The sequence below is a fragment of the Pseudomonas sp. MN1F genome (genome assembly GCF_009391885.1).
Taxonomy (GTDB): domain Bacteria; phylum Pseudomonadota; class Gammaproteobacteria; order Pseudomonadales; family Pseudomonadaceae; genus Aquipseudomonas.
In genome coordinates, this window is sequence record NZ_VZII01000014.1 from 251,604 (window position 1) to 263,963 (window position 12,360).

Consider the following 12,360-nt stretch of genomic DNA (forward strand, 5'->3'; position numbering starts at 1 on the left):
CGGCCTGTTCGCGGGTAAACCCGCGAACAGGCCGACACAGGTTAACCCAAGGTCCGCTCGATCCCGCCAACCAGCAGGCTCTCCATCAACCCCAGCCCCTGTTCCTCAGGCAAGCCCTTGAGCATCCCCGGCAACTGGTTGAGCAAGGTCGCCACGACATGCGCCGTCGCCACCAACGCCTCGCCCTGCAACGTCGCCCGTGGCGCAATCAGCCGCAGCAACCCCGCCTCGTAGCGCTTGCGCAGCAACCCCAGGCGCGCCTGCTGTTCCTCACTCAGGCAGCACAAATCTCGCTCAGCCAGGCGAAACTGCATGGGCCGCTCGGCATGCAGCTGCCAATGCGCGGTAATCAGGCAACCCATCGCCGATGCCCCACGGGCCATGGCCCGGCGCCCTTGTTCCAAGGTCGCCTGCAGTTCCTCGTACAGCTCCTCGATCAGGTCGAACAGCAGGTCCTGCTTGCTGGGAAAATGGTGATACAGCGAGCCGGCGGTCAGGCCCACATGCGCCGCCAGCTCGCGCATGCTGACCTGGCCAAAGCCCTTTTCGGCGAACAGCGCCATGGCCCGGTCGCGTCGCTCTTCGAAGTTGGCACAGCGCATCGCGGCATTGACCGGGGGCATGGCGTACGCTCCTCAGTAGGTGAAGAAGCCGCGGCCGCTCTTGCGGCCCAGCCAGCCGGCCGCGACCATTTCCTTGAGCAGCGGGGCAGGGCGGTATTTGCTGTCGTTGAAGCCTTCATGGAAGGCCTCCATGATCGCCAGCAGGGTATCCAGGCCGATCAGGTCGGCCAGGGCCAGCGGGCCGATCGGTTGGTTGCAGCCCAGGCGCATGCCGGTGTCGATGTCTTCGGCACTGGCCAGGCCTTCCTGGCGCACGAAGATCGCTTCGTTGATCATCGGCACCAGGATGCGATTGACCACGAAGCCTGGGCGGTTGCCGGCGGTGATCGGCGTCTTGCCAAGCTTCTCGGTGACCACCAGCGCCTGGGCATAGGTGCTGTCGCTGGTCTGCAGGCCGCGAATGATCTCGACCAGGGCCATCATCGGCACCGGGTTGAAGAAGTGCACGCCGATGAAGCGCTCAGGGTGCTCGATGCTGGCGGCCAGCTGGGTCACCGACAGCGACGAGGTGTTGGTGGCGATCAGGCAGCCGGCGGCAACGTTGGCCGCCACCTGCTGCAGGATGCGCTGCTTGAGCTGCAGGTTCTCGGTGGCCGCCTCGATCACCAACTGCGCGCTGCTCAGCTGGGCGTAGTCGGTGCTGGTGCGGATACGGGTTTTCGCGGCCTCGGCGCGCTCGGCGTCGACCGTTCCCTTGCTCACCTGGCGCTCCAGGTTCTTGCGCAAGGTGGCCACGCCACGCTCCAGCGCGGCGTCGGAAACGTCCACCAGCAGGACCTGGTAGCCGGCCACCGCGCACACCTGGGCAATACCATTGCCCATGGTGCCGGCGCCGATCACGGCAATCTGTTCAATCGTCATGGTTCAGTTCCCTCAGACGCGCTCGAAGACCACGGCGATGCCCTGACCGCCGCCGATGCACATGGTGGCCAGCGCGTAGCGGCCCTGGATGCGTTGCAGTTCGTGGATGGCCTTGGTGGCGATGATTGCCCCGGTGGCACCGACCGGGTGGCCGAGGGAGATGCCCGAGCCGTTCGGGTTGACCTTCTCCGGGTCGAAACCGAGCTCGCGGGCCACGGCGCAGGCCTGGGCAGCGAAGGCTTCGTTGGACTCGATCACGTCCAGGTCGGCGACGTTCAGGCCGGCCTTTTCCAGCACCTTGCGGGTCGCCGGGATCGGGCCCAGGCCCATCAGTTCCGGCTCGACACCGGCGTGGGCATAGGCCACCAGGCGCGCCAGCGGCTTCAGGCCCAGGCGGCGCACGGCGTCGCCGGTGGCCAGCACCAGGCCGGCGGCGCCATCGTTGATGCCGCTGGCGTTGCCAGCAGTGACGGTGCCGTCCTTCTTGAACACGGTCTTCATGCCGGCCAGCTGCTCGGCAGTGACATCGGCGCGCACATGCTCGTCGACGGCGAACTGCACGGTGCCTTTACGGGTTTTCAGCTCCAGCGGCACGATCTGGCTGTCGAAGCGGCCTTCGGCCTGGGCGCGGGCGGCGCGGCGCTGGCTGGTCAGGGCCAGTTCGTCCTGCATTTCGCGGCTGATGCCCTGCTGGGCGGCAACGTTCTCTGCGGTGATGCCCATGTGGAAATGTTCGAACGGGTCCTGCAATACGCCGACGGTGTAGTCGATGCCTTGCAGGTCACCCATGCGCGCGCCCCAGCGTGCCTGCGGCAACAGGTACGGGCCGCGGCTCATGGACTCGGCACCGGCGGCCAGGGCCACGTCGGCATCGCCCAGCTGCAGGCACTGGGCGGCCGAGACGATGGCCTGCAGGCCCGAACCGCACAGGCGGTTGACGTTGAAGGCCGGGGTTTCCTTGGGGATGCCGGCGTTCATCGCCGCTACCCGCGACAGGTAGGCGTCGCGTGGCTCGGTGGGGATGACGGTGGCCATCACCACATGGCCGATCTGGTCGGCGGCCACGCCGGCACGCTCGATGGCGGCGCGGGTCACGGCGGTGGCCAGGTCGGCCAGTGGCAGGTCCTTGAGGGAACCACCGAAACCACCGATGGCGGTACGGACGGCACTGACGACGTAGATTTCTGCGCTGCTCATAGAGGCTCCGATTGCGAAGGCATGGCGGGAGCGGGCCAGGCTCTGCGAGAATGGCCGGCGATCCCGAGGTGGGTTCGAGTCTAGGCAAAGGCTCTGTTGCAGCCTATGCCGGATCTGTTCAGTCAACCTGGCATTTTTTGCCACTCAGCATAGACAGCGAATTCCGCCATGCGCGATAGCGATTCGGTCGCGGTGTACTTTCTCAATGCCATGTTGCATGCCCTGCGTGGCCAGCCCGAAGTGCTGGAGGCACGGCTGCGAGGCGTGGGCATCGACCCGGCCGTGCTCGGTCAGGCCCAGGCGCGGGTACCGGCCAAGGCCTTTGCCCGTTTGTGGCTGGAAATGATCGAGTTGCTGGACGACGAGTTCTTCCGCCTCGACAGCCATGGCATGCCGCTGGGCAGCTTTGCCCTGATCTGCCGTGGCTTGATCCAGGAACCCAATCTGGAGAAGGCCCTGCGCCAGTGCATGAGCAGTTTCGCCCTGTTCCTGCGCGACCTGCGCGGCAGCCTTACGCTGCGCGGGGGGCGGGCGGTGATCAGCGTGCAGTCGACGATCGCCGACCCACTGACCCGGGTGTATGCCGAGGAAACCTACCTGGTGCTGATGATCGGCCTGCTGTGCTGGCTGGCCGGGCGGCGCATTGCCATCGACCGCACGGAGCTGGCTGTAGCGCGCCCGGCCCAGGACGATGACGCGCTGCTGTGGGGGCCGGACCTGCGCCTGGGCAGCGGGCGTACCGAAGTCGAGTTCGACAGTGCCTGGTTGCGCTTGCCGGTGGTGCAGGACCTGGCGGGGCTGAAGACCTTCCTGCGCAGCGCGCCCCAGGGCCTGGTGATCCGCTTTCGCAATCAGAATGGCCTGGTTGCCGAGGTCTATCGCCATTTGCGCGCACGCCGCTATGGGCAATGGCCGACCCTGGCGGCCATGGCTAAGCAGCAGGGGATCAGCGCCAGCACCTTCCGCCGCCAGCTGGAGCGCGAAGGGCGCTCCTACCAGCAGATCAAGGATGAAGTGCGCCGGGCGATGGCCTTCGAGCGATTGCGCGAAGGCACGCTGAGTATTGCCGAGATTGCCGAACAGGCTGGCTTTCAGGAGCCCAGCGCGTTTCACCGGGCGTTCAAGAAATGGACGGGGCAGAGCCCGGGCAGCTATCGGGCGCGGCTGGCCGGGCTCGCCAACCTCAATCCTGCAGGTCGGCCGCCAGCGCCTTGACCCGCGCCAGGTCACCTTCTGCGATTTTTGTCACCCGTGCCCCATACTCGGCATCGGCTTTGTACAGGTACGACAGGATGATGTGCTTGCTCTGCTCATCGGCAACGGCCAGCGACTGGCCAAAGCTGTTGACCAGGTCGCGCTGCTCGCTTTTCGAGTAAGCGCGGTAAAGGTCACCGGCCTGCTTGAAGTTCTGCTCGCGGGTGATGCCCTGTTGCTGGGTCGTGCCGCTCAAGGCAAGTTGACTGTAGCGTGCCGAATCGGTGGTGCTGCGCGGCTGCAGGCGGCTGGGCTGGTAGTTGACCATGTCGCGGGTGCGGTTGGGGTTGAGTGCGCCGTCCTGGTTGCCATTGTTGACGGCTGACCGCGGCTGGTTGATCGGCAGGCTGCCAGCGTTGGCGCCGACCCGGTACATCTGGGTGTCGGCATAGGAGAACAACCGACCCTGCAGCAAGCGGTCTTCGGAGGGCTCGATACCCTTGATCAGGTTGGACGGTGCCAGGGCGACCTGCTCGGTTTCCTGGAAGAAGTTGCCGACATTGCGCTTGAGTACCATCTGCCCGACCCGACGCTCGGGCACATCTGGCCAGACTTTGGTGGCGTCCAGCGGGTCGAAGTCGAAATCTGCCAGCTGTTCAGGGCGCAGTGTCTGGATGTAGAGATCCCACTTGGGATAGTCACCACGGGCAATAGCGCCGACCAGGTCCTAGGTCATGTGGCTGAAGCTTTTGCCCTGGATCTTCTCGACAGCCTTGGGGTCGAGGTTTTCCTGACCTTGCAGGCTCTTCCAGCGGAACTTCACGTAGGTAGGTTCACCTTTGGCATTAACGAACTTGTAGGCGTGCACGCTGTTGCCATCCATGTGCCGATAGCTTTTGGGCGTGCCTTCGTTGGAGTACAGCAGGGTCAGGGTGCGCGTGGCCTCCGGCATGTGCGAGAACAGGTCGAAGCGCCGGGCATCGTTGCCCAGGTTGTTGCGAGGGTCGGGCTTGAAGGCGTGGACCATGTCCGGGAACTTGATGGCGTCGCGGATGAAGAACGTGGGGAAGTTGTTGCCGACCAGGTCCCAGTTGCCGGTAGTGGTGTAGAAGCGGGTGGCGAAGCCTCGCGGGTCGCGCAAGGTTTCTGGCGAGTGCAGGCCATGCACGACCGACGAGAAGCGCACGAAAGCCGGGGTTTTTTCGCCGGGGGTGAACAGCGGCGCCGAGGTGAGTGCGGACAGGTCTTCGGACGCGGTGAACTCGCCATGGGCGCCAGCGCCGCGGGCGTGCACAACGCGTTCGGGGATGCGTTCGCGGTCGAAGCGTTGAAGCTTCTGGATCAGCTGTACATCTTGCAGCAGGGTCGGGCCAGTGTCCCCGGCGGTCTGGGAGTGCTGGTTGTCGCCGACGGCTGCGCCGTTGTCGCGGGTCAGGGGCATGGCCAGCAGCGCAGGGCTGGCAAGAACGGTTGCGCACAGCAGTGTCAATGCAGGGCAGTTGGGGCGGGTCAGATGCATGGCAGTGGCACTCGCTTGATCAAGGGAGTGCCGATGCTAGTCATGCTGCAAGCACCTCACAGTAAGGCTGTTCGGCTCATGCTGTATGACAATTCACTGCTCTTACTCAGTGGATGGTCACTGGTTGAGGGTGACCTGGGTCGAGCCCTTCAATAACCGTCGTCGTTCAGGGCCAGGCTCTGGCGCAGCTGTTCGATCATCGACATGCGCAGAGTTTCTGGAGCCTTGACCCGGATCGAGCCGGCTTGGGATAGCAGCCAGCCCATCAGCGCACGGCTGTCCTCAACCGTGGCCGCGAGCATCGCGCCGCCGTTGTCGTGAGGGGCCAGGCGCATGTCCTCGGACAGCGGCTGGTCTACCAGGCGGCGGGCGAGACCATCGTCGACCCAGGCCTGCAGTTCGATCTGTTGCGAGGGGGTGAGTACATCTGGCTGCAACTGCTGGGCCGCATCCAGGCTCAGGCCCGGCTGCCAGTACCAGCCGTACGGCATGCCCTTGCTGTTGCAGTGCAATGGGAACAGTGTTGCCAGCTCGTTGAGGTCACGCTCGACAGTACGCTTGCTGGTCTGGTGGCCGGCCTTGGCCAATGCGGCCTGCAACTGGGTGGAGCTCATCCCGGGATGGCGATCGGGCAGCAACTTCAGCAACTGCCATTGTCGGGCGATGGTGTGGCGGGTCGGGTGGCTGGGCACGAGAGCTTCATCCTTGAAGGCCGGGTACGGGGGGTACCTGAGTGATGGCATATGGCTATTGCGATAGCATACTCCTTCAGCAGATGGGATCCAAGTTTCGCGGGATCGACGGTTGTTGTGGGGTAGTGTAGGAGAGGACCGTGTCAAGGCTGGCAGATGCCAGCCGCAGCATCTTCAGCGCCTATGAACTCAAGCCAGGCCCCCAAAAAAACAACTCAATCCAGGCGAATAACCCATTTACCGCCGAGGCTGCCATCTTTCAACGCCCGTAGCGCCTCGGGCAGTGCGAAAGCATAGCCGGGCGGCTTTGCGGCGCATTGCCGGCTTGCTGGCGATGCGCTTGAGCAGTCGCGGGTTGTTTGTATCCTATATATGGACCAAAATATGGTCCTCTATAGAGGGTGAAAAACATGCAGAACATCTTTGCAAACGTGACCGTAAGCGTGTCGGAGCTGAAAAAGAACCCGTCGGCCGTGATGACCGGCGCAGCGGGCATGCCCGTCGCTGTGCTCAATCACAACCGAGTGATGGGTTACATGGTGCCGGCCGAATTGTACGAAGCCATGATGGAGCGCCTGGAAGATCTTGAGCTGAGCGAGCTGGCCAAATCGAGGCTGGGTGAAAAGGGCGTACCGGTATCTCTGGATGACCTATAAGCTCGAATTCCTGCCGTCCGCGCTGAAAGAGTGGGGCAAGATTGGCCACACCGTGCGCGAGCAGATCAAGAAGAAGCTTGGCGAACGCCTGCAGTCACCCAGGGTCCAGGCCGATGCACTGCGCGACATGCCGAACCACTACAAGCTCAAGCTCAAGGCTTCAGGGTATCGCCTGGTCTATCGAGTCGAGGATGAGCGAATCGTCGTAGTGGTGGTTTCGGTTGGCCAGCGTGAACGTGGAGAAGTCTATCGCGCGGCTCAAAAGCGTTAGGCCAAGCTCTGCTGCAACGCCTCGATAAACACCTCTTCCGCGCGACTCAACCGCTGTTCCCTGTTCCACAACAGGTGAATATCCACATCGGCAATCCCTTCCTGCGGCGGCAGCTTCCACAGCAACCCCGCCGCCACATCCGGCGCCACCACATGCTCGGGCAGGCAGCCGATGCCGAACCCGGCAATCACCAGCCGGCGTACCTCTTCCAAGCTCGGCGATGACGCCACGATCCGCCCGGAAAACCCCTGCTGGTCGCGGAAGATGGTCAGCGGCGACAGCATGCCGCCAATCTGGTCGCTGGTGAAACTGACGAAATTCTCCCGCTGCAGATCGCCCTCGGCCTGGCCGAACAGGGCGTGGTGCTTGCCGCAGAAAAACGCATAACGCTGGCGCAGGAACAGCCGTTGCTCCAGGCGTGGCTGCGGCCGGCGATTGAGGCTCAGGCCCGCCGTGGCGGTCTTTTCCTGCAAGGCGGCGACGATGTCCGAGCTGCGCATCACGTCGATTTCCAGGTCCACCCGCGGGTGCTGGTGGTGGAAGTCCGCCAGGAAGTCATCAAAGCGCTCGCTGACGATGCGGCTGATCATCAGCAAGCGTACCTTGCCCACCAGTTCATCCGCCGGTTGCTCCAGCAGGCCGCCGATCTGGGACATTTGCCCATACACCTCGCCAGCCAACTGAAACAGCTGCTCGCCCATGTCGGTGAGCACGAAGCGTGGCCCGCGGCGGGCGATCAGTTGGCGGCCGAGCTGTTCTTCCAGGCGCTTGAGTGCCTGGCTCACGGCCGGTTGGGTCAGGTGCAGGCGCGCAGCGGCGCGGCTGATGGACAACTCCTGGCCGATCACCCGGAAGGTGCGCAGCAGGTTCCAGTCGAGGCGGTCGTTGAGCAGGCGGTCGGACATGGCAGGCTCGATGATAAGCAGGGCTAATAGTGCGAATAATAAATAGAAAATTGACTAATCATAGCCCCGGGACGATAAATCGCAGTCAGAGCGCCACCAGAGCGCCACCGTGACCCCCGTCAACTCCTGCCAGAAAAACAAGCAAAGGAGCCCCCCATGAAGCCCACCGCTTCGCCCCAGCCGCGCCGCGCTGCCGCCGCCGCGTTCATCGGCACCATGATCGAGTGGTACGACTTCTACATCTACGCCACCGCCGCCGCCTTGGTGTTCGGCGCGTTGTTCTTCCCCTCCGACGACAGCCTGTTCAGCACCATGGCCGCGTTCGGCACCTTCGCCGTGGGCTTTTTCGCCCGGCCGCTGGGTGGCATCGTCTTTGGCCATGTAGGCGACCGCATCGGGCGCAAGAAGTCGCTGGTCATCACCCTGTTGATGATGGGCATCGTCACCGTGTGCATCGGCCTGTTGCCGACCTACGCGCAGATCGGCGCCGCCGCACCGGTGCTGCTGATCATCCTGCGGGTGGTCCAGGGCATCGCCGTGGGTGGCGAGTGGGGCGGCGCGGTGCTGATGGCCGGTGAACATGCGCCCAGGGGCCGGCGCAATTTCTTCGCCTCGTTCGCCCAGCTGGGCAGCCCGGCGGGCCTGATCCTGTCACTGCTGGCCTTTGGTGCGGTGACTCGCTTGCCCGAGGAAGACCTGATGAGCTGGGGCTGGCGCGTGCCGTTCCTGGCCAGCGCGCTGTTGCTGCTGGTGGGCCTGGCGATTCGCCTGGGGGTCAACGAGTCGCCCGAGTTCATCGCCAGCCGCGAGCAGGCGGCGAGGGCTCAGCGCAAGGAGCAGGCGCCGGTACTGGAAGTGCTGCGCACCGCCTGGCGCCCGCTGCTGCTGTGCATCGGCGCCAACACCCTGGGCATTGCCGGGGTCTATTTCACCAACACCTTCATGATCAGCTACACCACCCAGCAACTGCACCTTGAGCGCTCGCTGATCCTCGAATGCCTGTTTTTCGTGGCGGTCATCCAGTTCTGCGTACAGCCGCTGGCCGCCTGGTTATCGGAAAAGCTCGGCGCCACCCGCTTCCTGGCTTTGGTCGCGCTACTGGCAATGGCTTCGCCGTACCCGATGTTCGTGCTGGTCAGCTCCGGCCAAGGCCCGCTGATCGTGCTCGGCATCGCCCTGGCGGCGGCCTGCATGGCTTCGTTCTACGCGGTGATCGCCGGCTACGTCAGCGGCATGTTCGAAACCCGCGTGCGTTACACCGCGATTTCCTTGGCCTACCAGGTGTGCGGTGCCATCGCGGGCGGCCTGACGCCGCTGATCGGCACCTGGCTGGCCCACAGCTTCACCGGCCAATGGTGGCCGATGGCGGTGTTCTACACCCTGATCGCCACTATTTCGCTGACCTGCGTGCTCGCCCTGGCGCGCCAGTACGCCCGTAGCCAGCGCCTGGAACTGGCCTGATCGATCTACCTGACTCTGGAGTACCCGCACATGTTGAAAAGCAATGGCGAGCGCCTGTGGGCGAGCCTGATGGCCATGGCCGAAATCGGCGCCACCGCCCGCGGCGGCAGCTGCCGCCTGGCCCTGAGCGACGAGGACAAGGCTGGCCGCGCACTGTTCAGCCACTGGTGTCGCGAGGCCGGCCTGACGCTTAGCGTAGATGCCATCGGCAACCTGTTCGCCCGCCGCGCCGGCAGCGATCCGCACGCGGCCCCGGTGATGATGGGTAGCCACCTCGATACTCAGCCCGAAGGCGGCCGCTTCGATGGCGTCTATGGCGTGCTGGCCGGCCTTGAGGTGGTGCGCCGCCTCAACGAGCTGAACATTCAGACCGGCAAGCCGCTGGAAATCGCCGTGTGGACCAACGAGGAGGGTGCTCGCTTCACCCCGGCCATGTTCGGTTCGGCGGTGTTCACCGGCAGCCTTGCGCTGGAGCAGGCCCTGGCCATCCGTGATGCGCAAGGCATCAGTGTTGCCGATGAGTTGCAGCGCACCGGCTACGCAGGTCAGCGCCCATTGGGTGGCAAGGTCGATGCCTATTTCGAGGCCCACATCGAGCAAGGCCCGATCCTCGAAGACAACGCCAAGGCCATCGGCGTGGTCAGCGGTGGTCAGGCCATCCGTTGGCTGGATGTGACCGTCGAGGGCATGGCTGCCCACGCCGGCACCACGCCGATGCCGCTGCGCAAGGACGCCCTGTATGGCGCCGCGCGGATGATCCAGGCGGTCGAACAACTGGCCGCCGACTTCGCCCCGCAAGGCCTGACCACCGTTGGCGAACTGTCGATCGCTAAATCCTCGCGCAACACCATTCCTGGGGTGCTGCGCTTCACCGTCGATCTACGCCACCATCGCGACGAAGCCATCGAAGCCATGGAGCGCGACCTGACCCTGAAGCTGCAGGCCATCGCCAACCAGCGCGGCCTGCAGGTGCGCATCGAGCGCCACTGGGTCAGCCCGGCCACGCCGTTCGATGCCGACTGTGTAGCTGCCGTGCAGCAAGCGGTAGACGGCCTCGGCTATGCCCAGCAGTCCATTGTCAGCGGCGCTGGCCACGACGCCATCCTGCTGGCCCGCTACTGCCCGACGGCCATGGTGTTTATCCCCTGCGTCGGCGGCCTGAGCCATAACGAAGCCGAAGACGTGCTGCCCGAGGATGCCCGCCAGGGCGTCGACGTACTGCTCAACGCCGTGCTGGCCCGCGCCGGCCAAGCCGAACAAGGAGACGCCTGATGCGTTGCTACTTCCACCCCGAACAGCTGCTGCACCACCCGCGCAGCTACTACTCGCGCGGCGCCATGCGCACCCCGCAGGAAGTCCCCGAACGTGCCCAGCGCCTGCTGCTGGCTGCCAAGGACCTGGGCTTCGACATCCGCCAGCCCGACGATGCCGGCCTGGCGCCGCTCAAGGCCGTGCATGGCGAGGCCTACCTGGCGTTCCTGGAGGAGGCCCATGCGCGCTGGAAGGAAGTGCCCGAAGACTGGGGCGACGAGGTGATGTCGAACATCTTCGTCCGTGAGCCCAATGCCTTGCGTGGCATCCTCGCCCAGGCCGGGCGCTACCTGGCTGACGGCAGCTGCCCGGTGGGCGAGCACACCTGGCGCTCGGCCTACTGGTCGGCGCAGAGTGCAGTGGCCGGGGCCCAGGCCATTCTCGATGGTGAGCCAGCTGCCTATGCGCTGTGCCGGCCACCGGGGCACCATGCGCGGTTCGATGCGGCCGGTGGGTTCTGCTACATCAATAATGCTGCCGTGGCGGCCCAGGCCCTGCGCAGCCGTTACAGCCGGGTGGCGATTCTCGATACCGACATGCACCACGGGCAGGGGATTCAGGAGATTTTCTACGAGCGCAATGATGTGCTGTACGTGTCGACCCATGGTGACCCGACCAACTTCTACCCTGGGGTGGCCGGGTTCGAGGACGAGCGCGGCAGTGGTGCCGGGGAGGGGTACAACCTCAATCTGCCGATGGCCCATGGCGCCAACGAGGCGGACTTCATGGGGCAGCTTGAGATTGCCCTGGATGCGCTGAAGGACTTTGGCGCCGAGGTGCTGGTGCTGTCGCTCGGGTTCGATATCTACGAGCTGGATCCGCAGAGCAAGGTGGCGGTGACGACGGAAGGATTTGCTGCGTTGGGGGAGCGGATTCGGGCGTTGCGCTTGCCGTGCCTGATTGTCCAGGAGGGGGGGTATCACCTGGAGAGCCTAGGGGCGAATGCGCAGGTGTTTTTTGCGGACAAGTCGGACTGGCGATAAGTGCAGGGTGCCGGCAGCAGCGGTGCTGCGGGCCTCTTCGCGGGTGATCCTGCTGTCGCAAATACGCCATCGCTTTCGAGTGGTTGTTTACTATTGAAGTGATCGGGACAGGCGAGGACGATGCGGGTATCCCAGAATAAATACCCGAGGCAACTGATATTTTTGTCAGTTGTATGGCTTCCGAGAGCATGTGAGTCTGTTGTCGCAGTACAGGGAATTCACTGTTCTTTCGGAGATTTATCATGGGAAGTGTAAAAGTCGCCAACACCAATTTGCTCGACCTGCCGATCCTGCTGGATTATGCGGAAGTGGACTCAAATCTGGACGGCAAAGTTTCCTACGCTGAGGTGTCACGGTATTTCAATGGGCAGCTCGAGCGCTTGCGTTTTGAACGCGCTTACCTTGATGAGCAGCACCGGCAGCTAGAGGATAAGCTTAAGCAAGTTGCTCAGAAGTTCGCGTATCTGCAGAAAAAATGCTCAGCGTTTAGTGATACCAATCGTGATGGCTATGTTTCGTTCGATGAGTTCAAGGCCGCACTGGCGAAAATTCCCGTTGCAGTAGAGTTGGAGTAAAGGCTAATTAGGCTTCGGGCCGACAGTTAGGGGACTGTCAGATTTTTTGTGTGCGGGCCGGTAACGGCCTGCCGTTAGGCAGGCCCTGATTTTCACCAGGTCGGCCTGATGA

12 protein-coding genes and 1 pseudogene are annotated in these 12,360 nt (G+C 63.9%); 7 read left to right on the forward strand and 6 right to left on the reverse strand.

All coding sequences use genetic code 11. The features are described 5' to 3' along the window. Positions 1-41: 41 nt before the first annotated feature. Genes F6X59_RS10120 through F6X59_RS10130 form a run of 3 tightly spaced genes read right to left on the reverse strand, consistent with a single transcriptional unit; the run spans position 42 to position 2,681 of the window. On the reverse strand, positions 42-623 hold the full coding sequence (locus F6X59_RS10120; RefSeq protein WP_152956124.1) for a TetR/AcrR family transcriptional regulator: 582 nt from the start codon (positions 621-623) through the stop codon (positions 42-44). A gap of 12 nt (positions 624-635) precedes the next feature. Continuing rightward, positions 636-1,484 (reverse strand): 3-hydroxybutyryl-CoA dehydrogenase, encoded by an 849-nt coding sequence (locus F6X59_RS10125; protein ID WP_152956125.1) that lies wholly within the window; start codon positions 1,482-1,484, stop codon positions 636-638. A gap of 12 nt (positions 1,485-1,496) precedes the next feature. Beyond that, positions 1,497-2,681: an acetyl-CoA C-acyltransferase family protein gene (locus F6X59_RS10130; RefSeq protein WP_152956126.1), complete on the reverse strand. Its 1,185-nt coding sequence runs from the start codon at positions 2,679-2,681 to the stop codon at positions 1,497-1,499. A gap of 168 nt (positions 2,682-2,849) precedes the next feature. Here F6X59_RS10130 and F6X59_RS10135 point away from each other — a divergent pair, with 168 nt between their 5' ends. After that, entirely contained in the window at positions 2,850-3,896 is a 1,047-nt protein-coding gene (locus F6X59_RS10135; protein ID WP_152956127.1) for an AraC family transcriptional regulator, read from the forward strand. Here the strand turns inward: F6X59_RS10135 and F6X59_RS10140 are convergent. Together F6X59_RS10140 and F6X59_RS10145 are read right to left on the reverse strand one after the other, a co-directional pair. Beyond that, a pseudogene (locus tag F6X59_RS10140) lies at positions 3,865-5,316 on the reverse strand (catalase). The gene F6X59_RS10135 and the pseudogene F6X59_RS10140 sit on opposite strands and share 32 nt — an antisense overlap. Positions 5,317-5,543: 227 nt before the next feature. Then, positions 5,544-6,086: a WYL domain-containing protein gene (locus F6X59_RS10145; protein ID WP_346654444.1), complete on the reverse strand. Its 543-nt coding sequence runs from the start codon at positions 6,084-6,086 to the stop codon at positions 5,544-5,546. Between the two features lie 410 nt (positions 6,087-6,496). Between F6X59_RS10145 and F6X59_RS10150 the strand changes: the two genes are divergently transcribed. After that, entirely contained in the window at positions 6,497-6,742 is a 246-nt protein-coding gene (locus tag F6X59_RS10150) for a type II toxin-antitoxin system Phd/YefM family antitoxin (protein ID WP_152956129.1), read from the forward strand. Further along, positions 6,732-7,013, forward strand: a complete 282-nt coding sequence (locus tag F6X59_RS10155; RefSeq protein ID WP_152956130.1) for a type II toxin-antitoxin system RelE/ParE family toxin — start codon at positions 6,732-6,734, stop codon at positions 7,011-7,013. The genes F6X59_RS10150 and F6X59_RS10155 overlap by 11 nt, the downstream gene beginning before the upstream one ends. On the opposite strand, the gene F6X59_RS10160 is transcribed toward F6X59_RS10155, so the two are convergent. After that, a complete protein-coding gene (locus tag F6X59_RS10160; protein WP_152956131.1) occupies positions 7,010-7,918 on the reverse strand; it encodes a LysR family transcriptional regulator in 909 nt (302 codons plus the stop codon). The genes F6X59_RS10155 and F6X59_RS10160 overlap by 4 nt on opposite strands. Positions 7,919-8,074: 156 nt before the next feature. On the opposite strand from F6X59_RS10160, the gene F6X59_RS10165 reads away from it, so the two are divergent. The 4 genes from F6X59_RS10165 (at position 8,075) to F6X59_RS10180 (ending at position 12,248) form a co-directional block, all read left to right on the forward strand. Continuing rightward, entirely contained in the window at positions 8,075-9,379 is a 1,305-nt protein-coding gene (locus F6X59_RS10165; RefSeq protein ID WP_152956132.1) for an MFS transporter, read from the forward strand. 30 nt (positions 9,380-9,409) lie between these two features. Continuing rightward, positions 9,410-10,651 carry a Zn-dependent hydrolase gene (locus F6X59_RS10170; protein WP_152956133.1) on the forward strand — a complete coding sequence of 414 codons (1,242 nt, stop codon included), beginning with the start codon at positions 9,410-9,412 and terminating at the stop codon, positions 10,649-10,651. Continuing rightward, positions 10,651-11,673: a histone deacetylase family protein gene (locus tag F6X59_RS10175; RefSeq protein WP_152956134.1), complete on the forward strand. Its 1,023-nt coding sequence runs from the start codon at positions 10,651-10,653 to the stop codon at positions 11,671-11,673. The genes F6X59_RS10170 and F6X59_RS10175 overlap by 1 nt, the downstream gene beginning before the upstream one ends. Positions 11,674-11,915: 242 nt before the next feature. Then, positions 11,916-12,248, forward strand: coding sequence for an EF-hand domain-containing protein (locus F6X59_RS10180; protein WP_152956135.1), 333 nt, complete (start codon positions 11,916-11,918; stop codon positions 12,246-12,248). Positions 12,249-12,360 lie beyond the last annotated feature (112 nt).

Coding starts and splice junctions, on each gene's coding strand:
- F6X59_RS10120 (WP_152956124.1), bottom strand. CDS start 623: ATGCCCCCGGTCAATGCCGCGATGCGCTGTGCCAACTTCGAAGAGCGA.
- F6X59_RS10125 (WP_152956125.1), bottom strand. CDS start 1,484: ATGACGATTGAACAGATTGCCGTGATCGGCGCCGGCACCATGGGCAAT.
- F6X59_RS10130 (WP_152956126.1), bottom strand. CDS start 2,681: ATGAGCAGCGCAGAAATCTACGTCGTCAGTGCCGTCCGTACCGCCATC.
- F6X59_RS10135 (WP_152956127.1), top strand. CDS start 2,850: ATGCGCGATAGCGATTCGGTCGCGGTGTACTTTCTCAATGCCATGTTG.
- F6X59_RS10150 (WP_152956129.1), top strand. CDS start 6,497: ATGCAGAACATCTTTGCAAACGTGACCGTAAGCGTGTCGGAGCTGAAA.
- F6X59_RS10155 (WP_152956130.1), top strand. CDS start 6,732: ATGACCTATAAGCTCGAATTCCTGCCGTCCGCGCTGAAAGAGTGGGGC.
- F6X59_RS10160 (WP_152956131.1), bottom strand. CDS start 7,918: ATGTCCGACCGCCTGCTCAACGACCGCCTCGACTGGAACCTGCTGCGC.
- F6X59_RS10165 (WP_152956132.1), top strand. CDS start 8,075: ATGAAGCCCACCGCTTCGCCCCAGCCGCGCCGCGCTGCCGCCGCCGCG.
- F6X59_RS10170 (WP_152956133.1), top strand. CDS start 9,410: ATGTTGAAAAGCAATGGCGAGCGCCTGTGGGCGAGCCTGATGGCCATG.
- F6X59_RS10175 (WP_152956134.1), top strand. CDS start 10,651: ATGCGTTGCTACTTCCACCCCGAACAGCTGCTGCACCACCCGCGCAGC.
- F6X59_RS10180 (WP_152956135.1), top strand. CDS start 11,916: ATGGGAAGTGTAAAAGTCGCCAACACCAATTTGCTCGACCTGCCGATC.